Here is a 17,948-nt window from a genome sequence, read left to right as displayed (position 1 = left end):
AGCAATATGGCTGATTACAAACATCCCCTGCGCGTGGGCGTGGGCGGCCCGGTGGGGTCGGGCAAAACCGCGCTGCTGGAAGCACTCTGCAAGGCGATGCGCGACACGTATCACCTGGCGGTGGTGACGAATGATATCTACACCAAAGAGGATCAGCGCATCCTGACCGAAGCAGGCGCCCTTGAGCCGGAGCGCATCGTCGGCGTGGAGACTGGCGGCTGCCCGCACACCGCCATCCGCGAAGATGCCTCGATGAACCTGGCAGCCGTTGAAGCGCTGAGCGAAAAATTCGGCAATCTGGATCTGATCTTCGTTGAAAGCGGCGGCGACAACCTGAGCGCGACCTTCAGCCCCGAGCTGGCTGACCTGACGATCTACGTCATCGACGTGGCCGAAGGTGAGAAGATCCCGCGCAAGGGCGGGCCGGGGATCACCAAATCCGATTTTCTGGTGATCAACAAAACCGATCTCGCGCCGTACGTGGGGGCTTCGCTGGAGGTGATGGAGCGTGACACCAACCGCATGCGCGGCGAACGTCCGTGGACCTTTACCAACCTGAAAGCGGGTGACGGTCTGGCGACGATCGTTGCGTTTCTGGAAGAAAAAGGGATGTTGAAAGTGTAATGCGGAAAAAGCCTGGCAGGAGGCCAGGCTTCACGCGTTATTTACAGCTGTTTCCAGCACTTCCCTGTTCTCGCCATGCGCCCCACTGGCCGCCGGTTCCCGGCGTTTCCTGGCCCGGGTTGACATACCACTGGTTAAACCAGATTTTACCGTCGTACGAGACTTTGGTGCATTTGGTTGGATAGGCAATTTTGGCGTTGTAGGCCGGCGCCGCAGGTTTTACCGGCGTATCGTCCTTCGGCGGCACCGCTGGCTTACTGACCTTAATGGTCATGCTGTCGGTCGCGGTACGCCCATCCGCGCCGGTGGTGGTCAGGGTGTAGGTCGCCTCTCCCTCGCTGTTAGCAGGAATGACGGCATAGGCATGCGCGCTATCCACACTCTTGACCAGCGTGCCGTTCAGTTTTTCTTCCAGCGAGAAGGTTTCCGCCCCTTTCGTCACGCTCCAGTTAAAGGATACGGCATTCAGGCTCTTGCTGCCGTCCAGCGGATAGGTACTTACGCCAGTCGTCGGGGAGACCATCGTATAATCCGCTCCCGCGGCGGCAGTTGGCGCCGGAGCGGCAGGCGTGCCGCCGTCTTTCAACGCCATAATACGGGCAACCGCACGCTCCATATCCGGGAAGGTGCCAATCTTAGCCGAATCCCCGTTTGCCAGCGGCGTCCCGGTTTCCTGCAGAATCTGACGCATCTGCTTCGGCGTAACGGTAATCCCGTGCGCTTTTGCAATTCCTGACAGGCTCGCCACCACACCTGCAATGATGGGGTTAGCGGAGGACGTACCGGCAAATGAACGGGTATAGTTATTGGCGCCGTCTCTGTACAAATCGCCACTGCCGGTGGTCACCACGTCCCAGCAGCCCCACGCCGCGCTGGTCACGCGTGAGCCATAGCTGCTGAAGTACGCTTTTTTGCCATCACTCGCACACATTGCGCCAACAATAATCGCGCCGGAATCCTTCACTGACAGATCAAATTTACCGTTGTAAGCCGGATCGTCAAGGCTGAGGCCACCGTTACCTGCGGCAGCGATGACATATACCCCTTTATCGGTCAGCGCCTTAGTGATATCAAAGAAGGCTGGCTGCGCCTCCCACGGGTTATAACACTCTTTCGTGCAGCCAGCAGGTTTGGCGCTTTCGGCCTGCATACCCACCTGCACCACGTCGCCCGCTTTCAGCAGGGGGATCATGTTATAAAGATTGTTCGTCTGCCAGGCGGCATAACCCACCTTACTGTTCCAGGCAAAGCCGCGAATACCGCTGCCGATATCTTTCCCTGCCATAATCCCCACGGAAGAGGAGTCATGATCGCCACAGCCGGGTTTCCAGGTGCGGTCGCCCTGGCTCAGGGCCATCGCCGGTAAGTTAACGTGGCTGGTGTTCCAGGCGCAGTTTTCGGTGGAGATAATGGTAACGCCAGTCCCATCGCTACCGGCATAACCGCTAACGCCGTCGCGGTTAACTCCACCCATATAATAACCCGGGCGTTTTTCCGCAGAGGATTTTAAATAATCCTGCAGGTTACGGAAATCAGGAACGGCAGTGGCGGTCAGCGTCGCATTTCCGGCGGACTGGCGTAAAAGCGGCGGCGTGGTATTATCATGTTGATATTCATCCAGCGAAACCGGCATGGCTTCCGCATACACTAATTCAACTTTTGGATTTTGTTCCAGCTCGGCAATCGCGTGGTTAATAAAGGCTTTATCCTGACTTTTGTTTTCAGGAATATCTATTCGCATATAGCGATCAAACCCGTAGGTAGCATCCAGTTTAGTTAATTCATCCGACTGGGTGCTACGAAGTTTATTGGAGCGAAACATTTTATTCGCCACTAAAGAGGGATCGCCGAGCGTGAGCTCCTCTGACGCCGTCGTGGTGGCGGTATTTGTAGCTTTCAGCAAGGGCTTGCCGGGCTTAAGTTTTACGACGATAGCCGTATACGTGACGCCCTCCTGAGCGAACTCTACCTTTGTCGCTGCTTCAGCATACGCAGAGCTGGTTACTGCTGCGCAAATTAACAGTGAGAGAATACTTTTTTTCATTTGAGCCATTGTTCCTTTATGACATGTATACGCTTAATTGCTTTATTCAAACTGTATTAATGCGCATCACGGAACAATGAGAACCCTCTATTTAACGCTGAGAATTTTCTTTATAAAGCGTCGCAAAAAAGAGAGGAAATAAGTCAACCAGTCATGAAAATAAAATTACTTAAAAACAAATAACGACAATAAAAATATCTTCCAGCATGTTTTACAGATAAAACCATCTCACAGGTAAAATAATTTCAACCAGGACATATACGCGTATAACGCAAGAGGAACCTCCGTGACCGTCAAATTTGCCATTGCTGATGAAAACCCTATTTTTCGGCGGGGACTGTACGCCATTATTGTGGATCAGTTGGCAACTAACCTGAGTCTTCACTCGCTTTCCTTTACGTTGGCGGGGGAAGCGGATGCGACATCAGCCCTGGTGGAGATGCTCGCGCAAGAAACGCCTGACATTTTGCTGCTGGGCTACAACCTGCGCACATCGCAGGGGCCACATCCTGCCTGCGGAATGGACGGTCTGGCGCTGCTGAAGTGGATCACCCGTCAATATCCGCTGCTGAAGGTTATTATGGTTTCCCCCTACAGCAACCCACAGCTGATCCGCGCGGCGCTGAAAGCGGGCGCCCACGGCTACATTACCCGCAATGTCAGTGAAAAGCGGCTCATTCAGGCACTGGTTACCGTGGCTGGCGGGGAGATGTATATTGAGCGCTCAACAATAAACGCCTTTTTCCAGTCAGGAAAGCAGATCGCAGACGAGCTGTCGCCGCGTGAGATGGATGTGCTGCGCCTGCTGTGCAGAGGGTTACCGCTGGTGGCAATCGCGAGGCAGATGCATCTGAGCATCAAAACCGTCAGCGCACATAAGCTCCGGGCGATGGAGAAATTACATGTCGCCAGCGACTGCCATCTTTATTGTCTGCTCACTACGACCCGGATGTTTGATATCGCCATCTGACATCCGGGTTTAGCGCCTTCAGGCCTCGGGCAGTTCCGCCAGCGGCCAGCGCGGACGTACGGAGACGCTGAGATCGGCGGTCGCCCCCGCGTTCAGACGCACCATCCCGGCGTAGGCGATCATCGCCCCGTTATCGGTACAGAATTCCGGACGCGCATAGAACACTTCCCCGCGACGTTTTTGCATCATCTCGGCCAGCTTCGCGCGCAGCGTGCGGTTGGCGCTGACGCCACCGGCCATCACCAGACGCTTAAAGCCGGTCTGATCCAGCGCGCGCTTGCACTTGATCATCAGCGTATCGACCACCGCATCTTCGAACGCGCGGGCAATATCGGCCCGGGTCTGCTCGCTGTCATCATTATTGCGGATAGTGTTGGCCGCGAAGGTTTTCAGCCCGGAGAAGCTGAAATCCAGCCCTGGCCGGTCGGTCATCGGGCGTGGGAAGACAAAGCGCCCTTCCGTTCCCTGTGACGCCATTCTGGACAGCATCGGGCCGCCCGGGTAATCCAGCCCCAGCAGCTTGGCGGTTTTGTCGAACGCTTCACCGGCGGCGTCGTCGATCGACTCGCCCAGCAGTTCATACTTGCCAATCCCCGTCACGCTGATCAGCTGGGTATGCCCACCTGAAACCAGCAGCGCCACAAACGGAAACTCAGGCGGATTCTCTTCCAGCATCGGTGCCAGAAGATGCCCTTCCATATGGTGCACCGGAATGGCCGGCACATCCCACGCGAACGCCAGCGAACGTCCCACCGTGGCGCCAACCAGCAGCGCGCCAACCAGCCCAGGGCCTGCGGTATAGGCCACGGCATCAATATCGTTTGAACGCAACCCGGCCTCTTTCAGCGCCGCCTGAATCAGGGGAACCGTTTTACGCACGTGGTCACGAGAGGCCAGTTCAGGCACGACGCCGCCGTAGTCAGCGTGCAATTTCACCTGACTATACAGTTGGTTGGCCAGAAGCCCTTTTTCGTCGTCGTAAATGGCGATGCCGGTTTCATCGCAGGATGTTTCAATACCCAGTACACGCATGACTTGTTTTACCTCGCTTCAATACCGCGCAGTGTAGGGCGAATGCGGGTTGATGTAAAACTTTGTTCGCCCCAGGACATCCGCTCGTGTATACTCTTCCCCCTTATAAAAGTCCCTTTCAAAATCGCTTCGGTGCTTTACAAAGCAGCAGCATTTGCAGTAAAATTCCGCACCATTTTGAAATAAGCTGGCGCTGATGCCAGCGGCAAACCGAATTTATTAAAGGTGAGAGTTACATGCCGGTAATTAAAGTACGTGAAAACGAGCCGTTCGACGTAGCACTGCGTCGCTTCAAACGTTCATGCGAGAAAGCAGGTGTTCTGGCTGAAGTTCGTCGTCGTGAGTTTTATGAAAAACCAACGACCGAACGTAAGCGCGCTAAAGCTTCCGCTGTGAAACGTCACGCGAAGAAACTGGCTCGCGAAAACGCACGCCGTACTCGTCTGTACTAATTGATTGAGGGCCAACGCCCTCAATTGACAGACAGAGTAATAGTCGTAAGGCCGTGCTTCCGGAAGGAATGCGCGGCTTGTTTTCGTTTATAAGTCGCTTAAATTTTGGGGCATATGGCCGGAAGAATCCCACGCGTTTTCATCAATGACCTGCTCGCCAGAACCGACATCGTCGATCTCATCGACGCGCGGGTAAAGCTGAAAAAGCAGGGCAAGAATTACCATGCGTGCTGTCCGTTCCATAACGAAAAAACCCCCTCCTTCACCGTAAACGGTGAAAAGCAGTTTTACCATTGCTTCGGCTGTGGTGCTCACGGTAATGCCGTTGATTTTTTAATGAACTACGACAAGCTCGAGTTCGTTGAAACCGTCGAAGAGCTGGCGGCGATGCATAACCTTGAAGTGCCGTATGAAGCAGGCAGTGGCCCAAGTCAGATCGAGCGCCATCAACGGCAAACGCTGTATCAACTGATGGATGGCCTGAATTCGTTTTACCAACAGTCTCTTAAGCACTCTGCGGCTGAGCCTGCGCGTCAGTATCTGAACAAGCGCGGACTGAGCGATGAGGTCATTGCGCGTTTCGCTATTGGTTACGCCCCGCCCGGCTGGGACAACGTGTTAAAGCGTTTTGGCGGCAATAGCGAAGATCGTAAGTCTCTTATCGATGCAGGCATGCTGGTCACCAACGACCAGGGACGTAGCTACGACCGCTTCCGTGAACGGGTGATGTTCCCGATCCGCGACAAGCGTGGCCGGGTGATTGGTTTTGGTGGTCGCGTGCTGGGTGATGCCCTGCCGAAGTACCTCAACTCCCCGGAAACCGATATTTTCCATAAGGGCCGCCAACTGTATGGCCTTTATGAGGCGCAACAGAACAATGCGGAACCTCCGCGTCTTCTGGTCGTCGAAGGGTATATGGACGTTGTTGCGCTGGCGCAGTACGACATTAACTACGCGGTAGCGTCGTTAGGAACGTCCACGACGGCGGATCATATCCAGCTTCTGTTCCGCGTGACCAACAACGTGATTTGTTGTTACGACGGTGACCGCGCAGGACGTGACGCCGCCTGGCGCGCGCTGGAAACCGCGCTACCCTACATGACCGACGGTCGACAGTTGCGCTTTATGTTTCTGCCTGACGGTGAAGACCCGGATACGCTGGTGCGTAAAGAGGGCAAAGCGGCGTTTGAAGCGCGGATGGAGCAGGCTCAGCCGCTCTCCACGTTTCTGTTTAACAGCCTGATGCCGCAGGTCGATTTGAGTACCCCTGACGGGCGCGCGCAGCTCAGTACGCTGGCGCTGCCGTTAATCAGCCAGGTGCCAGGCGAAACGCTGCGTATCTATCTGCGTCAGGAGTTAGGCAACAAGCTCGGCATTCTGGATGACAGCCAGCTTGAACGTTTAATGCCTAAACAGGCTGAAAACGGCACGGTTCGCGCCGCGCCTCAGCTAAAACGCACAACCATGCGTATACTGATAGGGTTGCTGGTTCAAAACCCCGAGCTTGCGCCGCAAGTGCCGTCGCTGGCGGGTTTGGACCACGAAAAATTGCCCGGACTTGGCTTATTTTCAGAACTGGTCAACACTTGTTTGTCTCAGCCAGGTCTGACCACCGGACAACTTTTAGAGCATTATCGCGGTACAAAAGAGGCCGCTACCCTTGAAAAATTGTCGATGTGGGACGATATAGCTGATAAGGACATTGCAGAAAAAACGTTCACCGACTCACTCAACCATATGTTTGATTCGATGCTTGAGCTGCGCCAGGAAGAGTTGATTGCTCGCGAGCGCACACACGGTTTGAGCAGCGAAGAGCGCCGGGAGCTCTGGATGATTAACCAGGAACTGGCGAAGAAATAAGTCAAAGACAAAAGTATTTAACGGCTTAAGTGCCGAATTTCGATCGGGAAGCCCCCGGCAGCCGCACTGAGAGGCAGCGGCAAAAATATAAGTACGCCCTCGCTTTAAAGGTTGGCAGCCCCATCGCCGACACCAATCAAACGAATTAAGTGTGGATACCGTCTTATGGAGCAAAACCCGCAGTCACAGCTGAAACTTCTTGTCCAACGTGGTAAGGAGCAAGGCTATCTGACCTATGCCGAGGTCAATGACCATCTGCCGGAAGATATCGTCGATTCAGATCAAATCGAAGATATCATCCAAATGATCAATGACATGGGCATTCAGGTGATGGAAGAAGCACCGGATGCCGATGATCTGTTGCTGGCTGAAACCTCCAACAACACTGACGAAGATGCGGAAGAAGCTGCTGCACAGGTACTGTCCAGCGTGGAATCTGAAATCGGGCGTACTACTGACCCGGTCCGCATGTATATGCGCGAAATGGGCACCGTTGAACTGTTGACCCGCGAAGGCGAAATTGACATCGCAAAACGCATCGAAGACGGGATCAACCAGGTTCAGTGCTCTGTAGCCGAGTACCCGGAAGCGATCACCTATCTGCTGGAGCAGTACGATCGCGTTGAAGCGGAAGAAGCGCGCCTGTCTGACCTGATCACCGGTTTTGTCGACCCGAACGCTGAAGAAGATATGGCACCAACCGCTACTCACGTCGGTTCTGAACTGTCTCAGGAAGAGATGGATGATGACGAAGACGAAGATGAGGAAGAGAGCGACGACGACACCGCGGATGATGACAACAGCATCGACCCGGAACTGGCACGTGAGAAATTTGCCGAGCTGCGTACTCAGTACGAAGTGACGCGTGACACCATCAAAGCGAAAGGCCGCAGCCATGCCGCCGCTCAGGAAGAGATCCTGAAACTGTCTGAAGTGTTCAAACAGTTCCGCCTGGTGCCAAAACAGTTCGACTACCTGGTGAACAGCATGCGCGTGATGATGGATCGCGTACGTACCCAGGAACGCATCATCATGAAGCTGTGCGTTGAGCAGTGCAAAATGCCGAAGAAGAACTTCATCACCCTCTTCACCGGCAACGAAACCAGCGAAACCTGGTTCAACGCAGCTATCGCGATGAACAAGCCGTGGTCTGAAAAACTGCACGACGTGAAAGAAGACGTGTATCGCGGCCTGCAGAAACTGCAGCAGATTGAAGAAGAGACTGGCCTGACCATCGAGCAGGTTAAAGACATCAACCGTCGTATGTCCATCGGTGAAGCGAAAGCCCGTCGTGCGAAGAAAGAGATGGTTGAAGCGAACTTACGTCTGGTTATCTCTATCGCCAAGAAATACACCAACCGTGGTCTGCAGTTCCTGGATCTGATTCAGGAAGGCAACATCGGTCTGATGAAGGCGGTAGATAAGTTCGAATACCGTCGTGGTTACAAGTTCTCCACCTACGCAACCTGGTGGATCCGTCAGGCTATCACCCGCTCTATCGCGGATCAGGCGCGCACCATCCGTATTCCGGTGCATATGATTGAGACCATCAACAAGCTCAACCGTATTTCCCGCCAGATGCTGCAGGAGATGGGTCGTGAGCCGACGCCGGAAGAGCTGGCCGAGCGCATGCTGATGCCGGAAGACAAGATCCGTAAAGTGCTGAAGATCGCCAAAGAGCCAATCTCTATGGAAACACCTATCGGTGACGATGAAGATTCGCATCTGGGGGATTTCATCGAGGATACCACCCTCGAGCTGCCGCTGGACTCTGCCACTACCGAGAGCCTGCGTGCCGCCACGCACGACGTGCTGGCCGGCCTGACTGCCCGTGAAGCGAAAGTACTGCGTATGCGTTTCGGTATCGATATGAACACCGACCACACGCTGGAAGAAGTGGGTAAACAGTTCGACGTAACCCGCGAACGTATCCGTCAGATCGAAGCGAAGGCGCTGCGTAAGCTGCGTCACCCAAGCCGCTCTGAAGTGCTGCGTAGCTTCCTGGACGACTAACCCAGGTAAACAGCAAAAAGCTCCCAATCGGGAGCTTTTTTTTTGTTTATTTCCTCTCCCAGGGTGAGGGCATCAGGCCGCAGAGGATTAAAGCCCCCGCACCATCAGCGCCTCATCCAGCTCCCGATAGGCCTCTACCAGCTTGTCCAGCGTTGCCCTGTTGAGCCCGCTCGGATTCGGCAGCACCCACACCTGCGTCACGCCGATGGTGATAGCCTGCTTGCCCCACTGCGCCCCACGCTGGCTGAACGCCTGCTCGTAGGCCTGTTTACCGAGGATCGCCAGCGCGGCGGGCTGATAATCTTCAATCTTCTTGATCAGTTCCCGGCCGCCACTGCGCAACTCATGCAGGTTGACTTCGCTCGCCTGTACCGTCGGGCGCTCTACCAGCATGGTAATGCCGCAGCGCGTATCCAGCAGGTGCTGTTCCTCTTCGGGCTTTAATAACCTGTCGGTAAACCCGGCCTGATAGATCACCTTCCAGAAGCGATTTCCCGGATGGGCAAAGTGAAAACCGGTGTGCGCCGAGGACTTGCCGGGGTTAATGCCGCAGAACACCACCCGCAGTCCTGGGGCCAGAATATCGTTAATCATCGTTACTCCCGCTCAATACATCGTCAGGGAAGTATAAAGGATTGATTATGCATTGTTTATAAAAACAGCAGGCAGGTGTGAATGGCTGGATTGCTGAGGGGAGTTACTTTATAATTCACCGCCACGGCCCCTTAGCTCAGTGGTTAGAGCAGGCGACTCATAATCGCTTGGTCGCTGGTTCAAGTCCAGCAGGGGCCACCAGAAACAGCAAGGGCTGGAGAGAAATCTCCGGTCCTTTTGCTTTTCTTGGGGGTCCCATGGGGTGCCATCTATAGGTATGGCTAGGTATAAGTCGCCTGGTCGCTTTGGCGACGCCATAGAACCTAAACGTAAATAAAGCCGCAAACGCGGCATAAATAAATCTGACGGCTTTAAAGACCAAGCCTTCTTTTCACTAACCCTCCAACGATCGGCCACATAACAGGCTGTACCGATTCCCAGGCCGGGCCACATACTTTTGCCAGTAACGATTTTGCCCGTTTTCCATCACCTTCGCTTGCTGCTGCAACAGCAGATTGAATGCCCTCTTTTTGTACTTCAGATATAGGCTTCCCCTGCTGCTCAAGAATGGAGATAAGCTGTTTGACGATGTCAACATCCGTTCCGTTCGTGACTGACATTGATTGCTCAGCATTTTCACCAGCCGCCAATTGGAGGTTGGTGAAGAATCCCCCATGTATATTGACTGTGTTAACAACTCTCTGCACACGATGCTGTGGGCGATTGGGTGTTTTTCTCGCCTCTTTGTACCATCAATGCCTGAAACATCACTGGTGTTGATTCTGGAGCGCTTACGGCCCGCCTTGCTGGCTCGCTGACGTTCCTGCCACGCGCGGAACCCATCACGCTGACGCTTTCGCCCGGACTTTGCCTTTGCCCCGGTACTCATGCCGCCGTGCACCTTACAGCGCCTGCTACAGTAGAGTACGGTTATTTGCTTCCGGCAGGGTGCCCCCCAAAAACCTTAGCATTTCTTATCAGCTCATGGGGTAAGGCATATCCGCGAATTATCCGGCCCTCCCCTGCCAGAAAACCCGCCAGACGTACCGCCGACATGTGTTTTGAGACGATCGAAGCACCATGATGATTCCCGAAATCATTAAACCAAAAATTGCGAATTCGCAATTTTGACGGTTCCGCGTATCCTCTGTTTTTAAATAAAGATTTATTATCGACTAAATTTCCCCTTGTCCCAGCCCTCGCCACGAGCCGTTAAGTCGATTGAAGGCGCGGCCGCTATTCCCTCAGCATCATAAAAAAATGCGGACGTTGTAAAGCTGTACACGGTGCCATAAACAGTAAATGAGATATTGTTGCCTATGCCGTCAACTTTCGCGCGGGCGGTGTTCGCTGTAAGCGTGGGCGCGATATGTTGTTTTTCGAGAGCCACCAGCGGATCGCCGTCAATCTTGCTCGCTAAAAAATAACGATACACTTCCCCCGTGGTCATGTTCGAGCCGTCATATTCAGTAATGTATAACCAAGTCCGGGGCGTGAGCTGGCGAACTTCATAAAGCCGATCACTAACAGTTAAACGCTGTATATGCTGGAAATAACAGTACCCAGCGATCACGATGGCCATCGTAATTGTAGCCACCCAATGCAACGCCTTAAACGCCCTAATAGTGGTGTTGCTTAACATAATCTATACCCTGTTTTATCCAGAACTGATCTCGCGGGTCGTCACCAAATGGCGCGTCGGAGTAAAAATGCCCCCAGACGGGTAGCGATGTTTTTGCCACTTCCTGAGCTGCGCCGGCGGCAATATGTAAAATTTCTGCGGGTATGCCAGCTGCATAGCCTACGGCCCCATAATGGAAGTTGCCGTAGTCGGCCCATAATTTATTTTTTTGTTTGTAATCCCACGGCCCGCTGTTTCTAACTTGCTGATAAAACCATATATAGGTAAGCGGGGCGGCCATGTCCTGCACTTCATGCCGCGCCCTGGCGAGCCTGATATGATCTCGCAAAATCTCCAGCCCACGGGGCGGATAGAGCGGTATACATGCCATTGTTAAATCCCTTCAGCCAGGCAAAAAGGGCAACATAAGAGCAATAACGGTAACGCGTACTGCTTGAGATCAATTTATTAATTTTATTTGCAAAATCAATAAGTAACGCTATTAAATAACACGAGCATATAACACAATTTGTATCACCTGCGATCCGTTTTAGCCGTTAATGAGAGTTTAACCTCAATGGAAATGGAGTTTTAAAAATGGCTATTCCTGCTTATCTATGGCTTAGGGACGATGGCGGCAAATTTTTTTCGTTACAAAAATGGCGAGTACACCCAGCAGAATGGAAGCTAAGCCAAGGAAAATCAATAAAGAAAGGATATGACTGAACAAGCCACCAAAGCTTGTAAAATCACTTAATCGAGCAAACTGCTCTGGAGTGAGTACACGAACGACGATCTCCGGAATAGTGAGAAAGAAAATAATCACCACCAGAACATAAATTGCCACTCTACCGCTTTTTTTCATTTTCTTCCTTGCCCCTATGACGATGATGATCAATTATTGGCAGGGTAATTTTACAACAAGGAAAATTATAATGGCAGACAGCTATGCAAAAATGAAGGTGAAATCAGAAAGGAATTTTACCCTGACGATTACTGCCGCAATGCCTGTCGCGAGGTAATAAATGAAGACCACCGTCCGACATTAGCACTTGTCGAAATCTATAACCGAAACGATGTTGCTCTTGATATACCACAAATGACAAAAATAATTTATCAAATTGAATCAGGTGGCAACAATGAGGAAATAATCGGCGATGCTTTATATGAGTTATTAAAAAGATGAAACGAGCAATATTATGGTTTCTGCAGTCATATATTTATTATATCCCTATAGCGCTCATCGTTGCTGGCGCTTATCTGTTCGCGCGTTTCATCCCTGACTATTTTGGTCTTCTTACCCTGGCATGGATCATCATCGTTACCTATTTTTATGTAAAACATAATCGATGGTTTTGATGGGAATCAGGAAACCTACATGCCACATGCACGCAAGAAAAAAGCCAACCCCGCACTTCCACGGTGTTGGCCCTGTTTTAAAGCAGTGACATTCACAACAGGTTAAAACACGTAACGCATGCCCAGCGTAAATTCGTTAGAGACAATATGCGCTTTCATCTGCTCATCCTTTAAGCCACGCATGTTCGCATAGTTGTTATATCCACTTTCGATCTTACCCATATCGATATAGCGATAGCCCAGATCGACATAGAGACGTTCAACCGGCGTGTAGCTTACGCCTGCGCCTAATGCGTAAGTCAGGTTGTTTTGCGTCGTCGAGCCGTATTCACGGCCAGGATTGCCCTGCCAGCCGCCGGCTTTAATCCTGCTCACACCAAGCCCTGCAGTACCGTAAAGAGAGACACCGTAGCCCAGTTCATAATCACGATAGACGTTCAGCATCAGACGTTCTGTTTCCGTCTTAAGATGATCAAAACCGTTAGGGAAGGCGCTGGAACCGTTGGTGTATTCGGTTTTCTGCTTAAAGGTATATTCACCTTCAGTGCGCCAGCCGTTACCAAACTGATAACCCGCAGCAATCGCCGCACCGCCTAAGTGTTCTTTCTGTTTACCGCCCACAAACTGCCCGACACCCGGACGGGAGCTGGTATCCATCTCTTTGGCCCGCTGTTCAATCTGCAGATATTTTGCCGAACCGTAATACCCTTCTTCCGTATTTGCCGCCAGAACGGTAGCCGGGATCATCGCGACAGGCAGGGCGACTACAATAGCTTTCATCTTCATCTACACTCCTTTGGAAAAACATTCCGCACGGCGAACCATCTTCTGCCGGTGTCAGGAAAAGTCAGTGAGACGAAGCATAAGCACTCCCGAAAGGGCAAACTATTCGGAGGAATACGCGTTTTACCTGGTAATTTTACGTAGGGACTGGTCTTGTTTTTAAAACGATTGTTATTTCTTTCAATGGATTAGCGCTTATCATCAAAATCAACCTGCTCATTTCATCTGTTACGCGCCCATCTTCACATTCTGCAATTCTAAAGAAATCCCCCATCGCGCCGATCATCATCCGTGTGTATTATTTCCTGTAGCTTTTACAACAACTACCCTTAACTCAAATACTTAAGCGCCAAAGCGAAAGGCATCATGAGCACACCGATCAAACGGCTAGAAATCATTAAAAATGCCATTGAACTGGAAGATGACGACATCATCCAGAGCCAGCTGACACGCCTGAAAAATGAAGCGTTTGACGATGCGCTACAGGCAATCGTCGTGGCGCTTGAGGAGAAGAACTACACCGCGGCGATGGCAGCAATCGTCGCCTGGCTGCAGGGCCAGCGCGCCGTGACCCCATGGCGCGACCCGCAGGTGGCGGCCAGCAAGCTGGAGCTGAAGGCGCTGGAAGAGCGTCTTCGCGATCTGATTGACCGTCGCAACGCGCGGGTACAGCAGCTGGATGAATTTAACGATCTCTATTTCTCCCGCCTCGGTCCCCTGATGCAGCAGATCCTCGCCCTGCGTAAAACCCTGGCGGAGCTAAACCTGCGTCGTCAGCAGGCGGAGGCGCGTCGTCGCGAGGAAGATTACCGTCGCTGCCAGCACTATATGGCGCAGGCGGTAGAGGTGCTGGCGACGCTCACCCAGCGCTGGCGCGATCTCCCGGCAGATTCCGTACAGGCCGCCGAGGCACGTAAGCATCTGGAGCAGCAAAGTAATCTGATTGCCAACCTGCTGGCCGAGGCGCTCGAACTGGAGAGCGGCTTAACGCGCGAAGAGGAGCCTGCGCGGCAGGCCCGCGACGAAGCCAACGAAGAGTATGAGAAGTATCGCGAGCAGCATCACGATGCCGAAGTGCGGATGCGTAAGGGGAAAGATCTTTCGGACGAAGATCGGAACGAACTGAAGCGACTCTGGCGACAGGCGAGCAAACTTTGCCATCCGGACCTGGTGGCGGACGACCTGAAAGAAGAAGCCAACGCGATGATGGTGCAGCTTAACCAGGCCAAACAGCGTGGAGATGTGAAAGCCATCCGCTCACTGGTGGCCCGTCTGCAGCAGGGCTTCGAGCCGCTGATGGCCAGCGACAGGCTGAACGATCTGGAGCGTATCCGCAAAAAAATGGCGCAGGTGCGCGAGCAGATCGACATTTTAGTGAACGAGCTGGCGGAGCTGGAGAAAGAGGAGTCCTGGCTGCTGGTCTCGTCGCTGAGCAATATGGAAGCGTACTTTGCGCAGCAGGAGAAGGCGCTGCACGAGGTCCGCGCCTCGCTCGAACATCAGGTGAACGAAGCGCAGCTGGATTCCGCCGCCTGACTATTTGTCGTGCCAGTATGCGCTGGCACGCACCAGCTGTGGGTCAATCGCGTCGGTTTCAAACTGACGGCTCAGCGTTTTCACCACCTTCCCTTCCCCGGTGAGCCAGATGAAATAATCCTCCGCCGGGACGCTCAGCGCCGCCAGATGATCTGCGACCGCCTGCTCGCTGTGCCCCACCACCCAGGTGATATCGAACCCACTCAGGTGCGCCAGATACGCCTTATAAGACTCGTCTCCAACCGTCACTACCGCATGAACCCCCGGGCGAACCGGCAGTTTAGCAAGGCTCTCCAGGCGACGACGCAGCGCGGGCATGCCGGATTCATCGCACACGTACAGCTGCCAGGCGTAATCTTCCGGCACCACCAGCGAACCGCGCGGGCCGCCGATGGTCAGTCTGTCGCCCGCTTTCGCCTCAAGGGCCCAGCGGCTGGCAATACCGCCGTCATGAATGAAGAAATCAAGCATCAGCTCATGACGGGCTTCATCGTACAGCGGCGTATAGTCGCGCGCCTGCGGACGCACGCCTTCACCCCAGTCGATGCCTTCATCGGTCACCACCGGCGGTACAAACGTTGTCCCGGGGGCCGGGAAAAAGACTTTGGTGTGGTCGTCGAAACCGCGGGAGCTGAAGCCTTCCAGCGCCTCGCCGCCCAAAACAATACGCTGGAAGCCCGCGCTGACGCGCTCAACACGAAGCACCGTCAGCTCGCGAAAATGCAGCTCATTACGAACACGCTGTGGGTAACGGGTAGATGCCATTTTTAGACCCTTCTCTGGTGAATACGATATATCTAAATCAATTTTAAATGATAATGATTACTAATCAGAGAAAAAGCAAGATCTTTTAGATTGCATCTGAATATATCTTAGATATAGTTTAGATATATCAAATTAAAGGGGGTAGTATGCGACACGAACACGAGGGCGGCGGACGTCGACCGCGCTTTTTCGGCCACGGCGACCTGCGGCTGGTGATTCTGGATATCCTGACCCGCAACGCGAGCCACGGCTATGAGCTGATTAAAGAGATCGAGAACCTGACCCAGGGAAACTACATCCCAAGCCCTGGGGTGATCTATCCGACGCTGGACTACCTTCAGGATCAGGCCTTTATCACCATTACCGAAGAAGACAACGGGCGTAAGCGGATTGCGATTAGCACTGCAGGACAGCAGTGGCTGGATGAAAACCAGGAACAGCTTGAACACATACAGGCCCGCATTAAAGCGCGCTCCGTCGGCTTTCAGCTGCGCAAAAACCCGCAGATGAAGCGGGCCCTGGATAACTTCAAAGCGGTGTTAGACCTGAAGGTGAATCAGGGAGAGCTCAGCGACGCGCAACTGAAGCAGATCGTCGGCGTGATTGACCGCGCGGCGCTGGAGATCTCCCAACTGGATTAAGCCGGCGCGTGTTTGCTCACGCGGAAGACGCGTACCAGCTCTTTAAGGTGCATCGCCTGTTCGTTAAGCGATGCCGCCGCCGCAACCGACTCCTCGACCAGCGCGGAGTTTTGCTGGGTGGTGGCATCAATCAGGCCAATCGCGCTGTTGATCTGCGAGATTCCCTCCGTCTGCTCATGGCTGGCCTGGCGGATCTCGCGCAGGATCACATCCATCTCCTCCACGTTGCCGACCATCCCGTTGATCAGCGCGCTCGCTTTCTCCACCAGGTTCATCCCGTCCTGAGTCTGGCTGGTAGAACTCTCAATCAGCTCGCGGATTTCACTGGCTGACGACGCGCTCTTCTGCGCAAGCTGGCGCACCTCACCGGCCACCACCGCAAAGCCGCGACCGTGCTCGCCGGCACGCGCCGCTTCCACTGCCGCGTTCAGCGCCAGAATGTTGGTCTGGAACGCAATGGCGTCGATCAGGTCGATAATGTCTGACATCCGGTTCGAGGTTTCATTAATCAGGCGCATTTTGCTGGTCACCTGCTTCATCATCTCGCCGTTGTTTTTGACCACCGTGGCGGCATCTGCCGAGAGGTTGGTCGCTTCCCCGGTGTGCGCGGCCGTGTTTTTCACCGTCGCGGTGATCTGCTCCATTGAGGCGGCGGTCTGCTCAACAGAACTTGCCTGCTCTTCCGTGCGCGCGGCCAGATCCTGGTTCCCGGCGACAATCTGTGCCGCGGCGCTGGAGATATTCTCCGAGCCGGTCTGGACCTGCTGCACAATATCCAGCAGACGCGACTTCATCTCCATCAGCGCATGCAGCAGCAGGCCCGTTTCGTCTTTGCCGTGCGGCGTGATGCTCCCCGTCAGATCGCCTTCTGAAATCGCTTTTGCAAAATTCACCGCCTCGCCGAGCGGACGAGTGATAGCGCGCACAATTAACCAGCCAATCAGGCTACCTGCCGCGACGCTAAAGAGAGTAATCAGGATCAGCAGCAAACGGCTGGACCGGAAATCCCCTTCCACCTGCGCGCCAGCACTCTGCATCTCGCTGTTTTGAATGGCAATCAGCTCCTTCACCTTCGCTTTGTAAGCCTGCTGCACGGCGAGAGTGGTGGTCATCATCTCCTGAATGGCGCCCTCACGATTGTTGTTCTGCACCGCCTGCAAAATGCGGTAGCGCGAGTCCAGATACTGCTGGCGCACGCTGCGGATCTCCGCCAGCACCTGCTGAGACTTTTGATCCTGCAGGGCGTTGTTCAGCTCGCCCAGGATCACCGTGATATGCTCGCTGATCTCTTTCAGGCGCTGCTGAGACTGCCCCGTGTAAGTTCCCCGTTCATCCAGCAGCATCAGTTGCTGAGTGCTAATAAATTCCTGGAAGTTATCAATTAACTGGTTCGCTTTTACCGTGGTGGGATAATCACGGGTAATAATGGATTGCATCCCGTTATTTGCCCGGTTCAGACTCAGCAATGACAGGCTCGCGCTGATGACCATCAGGACAATAAAGAAACCAAACGCCAGAAATAATTTCGTGCCGATCTTTACGTCATGTAGGAACATATTTTCTCCATCGATGTGATTATTTCTCAGACGATCGCTGTTATCGGTAACGGACAAGCTAACTTTATGACTTTGATCGTTTTTTTATTTCATAACCA

Annotated in this window: 17 protein-coding genes, 1 tRNA gene and 1 pseudogene; 8 read left to right on the top strand and 11 right to left on the bottom strand. The window is 53.5% G+C overall.

Annotation, left to right across the window (positions count from 1 at the left end):
• The first annotated feature begins 6 nt into the window (after positions 1-6).
• The gene (gene ureG / locus GM298_RS08300) at positions 7-624 is read left to right on the top strand and encodes an urease accessory protein UreG (RefSeq protein WP_045285924.1); all 618 of its coding nucleotides are present in this window, start codon (positions 7-9) and stop codon (positions 622-624) included.
• 37 nt (positions 625-661) lie between these two features.
• Here ureG and GM298_RS08295 read toward each other — a convergent pair whose 3' ends face one another.
• A complete protein-coding gene (locus GM298_RS08295) occupies positions 662-2,668 on the bottom strand; it encodes a S8 family serine peptidase (RefSeq protein ID WP_266153922.1) in 2,007 nt (668 codons plus the stop codon).
• Between the two features lie 286 nt (positions 2,669-2,954).
• Between GM298_RS08295 and GM298_RS08290 the strand changes: the two genes are divergently transcribed.
• Positions 2,955-3,638, top strand: coding sequence for a response regulator transcription factor (locus GM298_RS08290; RefSeq protein ID WP_266153921.1), 684 nt, complete (start codon positions 2,955-2,957; stop codon positions 3,636-3,638).
• Between the two features lie 18 nt (positions 3,639-3,656).
• Here GM298_RS08290 and tsaD read toward each other — a convergent pair whose 3' ends face one another.
• A complete protein-coding gene (gene tsaD / locus GM298_RS08285; protein ID WP_025758545.1) occupies positions 3,657-4,670 on the bottom strand; it encodes a tRNA (adenosine(37)-N6)-threonylcarbamoyltransferase complex transferase subunit TsaD in 1,014 nt (337 codons plus the stop codon).
• Positions 4,671-4,906: 236 nt separating this feature from the next.
• On the opposite strand from tsaD, the gene rpsU reads away from it, so the two are divergent.
• The 3 genes from rpsU (at position 4,907) to rpoD (ending at position 8,995) form a co-directional block, all read left to right on the top strand.
• Positions 4,907-5,122: a 30S ribosomal protein S21 gene (rpsU, locus tag GM298_RS08280; RefSeq protein WP_001144069.1), complete on the top strand. Its 216-nt coding sequence runs from the start codon at positions 4,907-4,909 to the stop codon at positions 5,120-5,122.
• 114 nt (positions 5,123-5,236) lie between these two features.
• The gene (dnaG, locus tag GM298_RS08275) at positions 5,237-6,982 is read left to right on the top strand and encodes a DNA primase (RefSeq protein WP_025758547.1); all 1,746 of its coding nucleotides are present in this window, start codon (positions 5,237-5,239) and stop codon (positions 6,980-6,982) included.
• A gap of 165 nt (positions 6,983-7,147) precedes the next feature.
• Positions 7,148-8,995, top strand: a complete 1,848-nt coding sequence (gene rpoD, locus GM298_RS08270) for an RNA polymerase sigma factor RpoD (protein WP_025758549.1) — start codon at positions 7,148-7,150, stop codon at positions 8,993-8,995.
• Positions 8,996-9,082: 87 nt separating this feature from the next.
• Here the strand turns inward: rpoD and mug are convergent, their stop codons facing one another.
• Positions 9,083-9,589: a G/U mismatch-specific DNA glycosylase gene (gene mug / locus GM298_RS08265; RefSeq protein WP_025758550.1), complete on the bottom strand. Its 507-nt coding sequence runs from the start codon at positions 9,587-9,589 to the stop codon at positions 9,083-9,085.
• A 125-nt stretch (positions 9,590-9,714) separates the two neighbouring features.
• Between mug and GM298_RS08260 the strand changes: the two genes are divergently transcribed.
• Positions 9,715-9,790: transfer RNA gene (locus GM298_RS08260), tRNA-Ile, on the top strand.
• Positions 9,791-9,960: 170 nt separating this feature from the next.
• Here GM298_RS08260 and GM298_RS08255 read toward each other — a convergent pair.
• The 6 genes and pseudogenes from GM298_RS08255 to GM298_RS08235 all read right to left on the bottom strand — a co-directional run bounded on the left by GM298_RS08255 (position 9,961) and on the right by GM298_RS08235 (position 13,355).
• Complete coding sequence (locus GM298_RS08255; RefSeq protein WP_266153920.1) at positions 9,961-10,209, bottom strand: hypothetical protein; 249 nt, start codon at positions 10,207-10,209, stop codon at positions 9,961-9,963.
• A gap of 248 nt (positions 10,210-10,457) precedes the next feature.
• Positions 10,458-10,532, bottom strand: a pseudogene (locus tag GM298_RS23265) (hypothetical protein); the annotation flags it as partial.
• 225 nt (positions 10,533-10,757) lie between these two features.
• Positions 10,758-11,231: a hypothetical protein gene (locus GM298_RS08250; RefSeq protein WP_094918766.1), complete on the bottom strand. Its 474-nt coding sequence runs from the start codon at positions 11,229-11,231 to the stop codon at positions 10,758-10,760.
• Entirely contained in the window at positions 11,209-11,601 is a 393-nt protein-coding gene (locus GM298_RS08245; RefSeq protein WP_266153919.1) for a polymorphic toxin type 44 domain-containing protein, read from the bottom strand. Before GM298_RS08245 ends, GM298_RS08250 begins: the two co-directional genes overlap by 23 nt.
• A 231-nt stretch (positions 11,602-11,832) precedes the next feature.
• Positions 11,833-12,075, bottom strand: coding sequence for a hypothetical protein (locus GM298_RS08240; protein ID WP_262783764.1), 243 nt, complete (start codon positions 12,073-12,075; stop codon positions 11,833-11,835).
• 596 nt (positions 12,076-12,671) lie between these two features.
• Entirely contained in the window at positions 12,672-13,355 is a 684-nt protein-coding gene (locus GM298_RS08235; RefSeq protein ID WP_155031765.1) for an outer membrane protein, read from the bottom strand.
• 363 nt (positions 13,356-13,718) lie between these two features.
• Between GM298_RS08235 and GM298_RS08230 the strand changes: the two genes are divergently transcribed.
• Entirely contained in the window at positions 13,719-14,888 is a 1,170-nt protein-coding gene (locus GM298_RS08230; RefSeq protein WP_095450136.1) for a DNA repair protein, read from the top strand.
• Here the strand turns inward: GM298_RS08230 and GM298_RS08225 are convergent, their stop codons facing one another.
• Complete coding sequence (locus GM298_RS08225) at positions 14,889-15,653, bottom strand: siderophore-interacting protein (RefSeq protein ID WP_266153918.1); 765 nt, start codon at positions 15,651-15,653, stop codon at positions 14,889-14,891.
• Positions 15,654-15,799: 146 nt separating this feature from the next.
• Between GM298_RS08225 and GM298_RS08220 the strand changes: the two genes are divergently transcribed.
• Positions 15,800-16,294: a PadR family transcriptional regulator gene (locus tag GM298_RS08220; RefSeq protein WP_266153917.1), complete on the top strand. Its 495-nt coding sequence runs from the start codon at positions 15,800-15,802 to the stop codon at positions 16,292-16,294.
• Here the strand turns inward: GM298_RS08220 and GM298_RS08215 are convergent.
• Complete coding sequence (locus GM298_RS08215; RefSeq protein ID WP_045286317.1) at positions 16,291-17,850, bottom strand: methyl-accepting chemotaxis protein; 1,560 nt, start codon at positions 17,848-17,850, stop codon at positions 16,291-16,293. The two genes, GM298_RS08220 and GM298_RS08215, sit on opposite strands and share 4 nt — an antisense overlap.
• Positions 17,851-17,948 lie beyond the last annotated feature (98 nt).

The organism is Enterobacter sp. HSTU-ASh6 (genome assembly GCF_026319105.1).
Taxonomy (GTDB): Bacteria; Pseudomonadota; Gammaproteobacteria; order Enterobacterales; family Enterobacteriaceae; genus Enterobacter; species Enterobacter sichuanensis.
This window is presented reverse-complemented; position numbering and strand designations above follow the sequence as displayed.

Coding starts and splice junctions, on each gene's coding strand:
- GM298_RS08235 (WP_155031765.1), bottom strand. CDS start 13,355: ATGAAGATGAAAGCTATTGTAGTCGCCCTGCCTGTCGCGATGATCCCG.
- mug (WP_025758550.1), bottom strand. CDS start 9,589: ATGATTAACGATATTCTGGCCCCAGGACTGCGGGTGGTGTTCTGCGGC.
- GM298_RS08225 (WP_266153918.1), bottom strand. CDS start 15,653: ATGGCATCTACCCGTTACCCACAGCGTGTTCGTAATGAGCTGCATTTT.
- GM298_RS08240 (WP_262783764.1), bottom strand. CDS start 12,075: ATGAAAAAAAGCGGTAGAGTGGCAATTTATGTTCTGGTGGTGATTATT.
- ureG (WP_045285924.1), top strand. CDS start 7: ATGGCTGATTACAAACATCCCCTGCGCGTGGGCGTGGGCGGCCCGGTG.
- GM298_RS08215 (WP_045286317.1), bottom strand. CDS start 17,850: ATGTTCCTACATGACGTAAAGATCGGCACGAAATTATTTCTGGCGTTT.
- GM298_RS08250 (WP_094918766.1), bottom strand. CDS start 11,231: ATGTTAAGCAACACCACTATTAGGGCGTTTAAGGCGTTGCATTGGGTG.
- rpoD (WP_025758549.1), top strand. CDS start 7,148: ATGGAGCAAAACCCGCAGTCACAGCTGAAACTTCTTGTCCAACGTGGT.
- dnaG (WP_025758547.1), top strand. CDS start 5,237: ATGGCCGGAAGAATCCCACGCGTTTTCATCAATGACCTGCTCGCCAGA.
- GM298_RS08245 (WP_266153919.1), bottom strand. CDS start 11,601: ATGGCATGTATACCGCTCTATCCGCCCCGTGGGCTGGAGATTTTGCGA.
- GM298_RS08230 (WP_095450136.1), top strand. CDS start 13,719: ATGAGCACACCGATCAAACGGCTAGAAATCATTAAAAATGCCATTGAA.
- rpsU (WP_001144069.1), top strand. CDS start 4,907: ATGCCGGTAATTAAAGTACGTGAAAACGAGCCGTTCGACGTAGCACTG.
- GM298_RS08295 (WP_266153922.1), bottom strand. CDS start 2,668: ATGAAAAAAAGTATTCTCTCACTGTTAATTTGCGCAGCAGTAACCAGC.
- tsaD (WP_025758545.1), bottom strand. CDS start 4,670: ATGCGTGTACTGGGTATTGAAACATCCTGCGATGAAACCGGCATCGCC.
- GM298_RS08255 (WP_266153920.1), bottom strand. CDS start 10,209: ATGTCAGTCACGAACGGAACGGATGTTGACATCGTCAAACAGCTTATC.
- GM298_RS08220 (WP_266153917.1), top strand. CDS start 15,800: ATGCGACACGAACACGAGGGCGGCGGACGTCGACCGCGCTTTTTCGGC.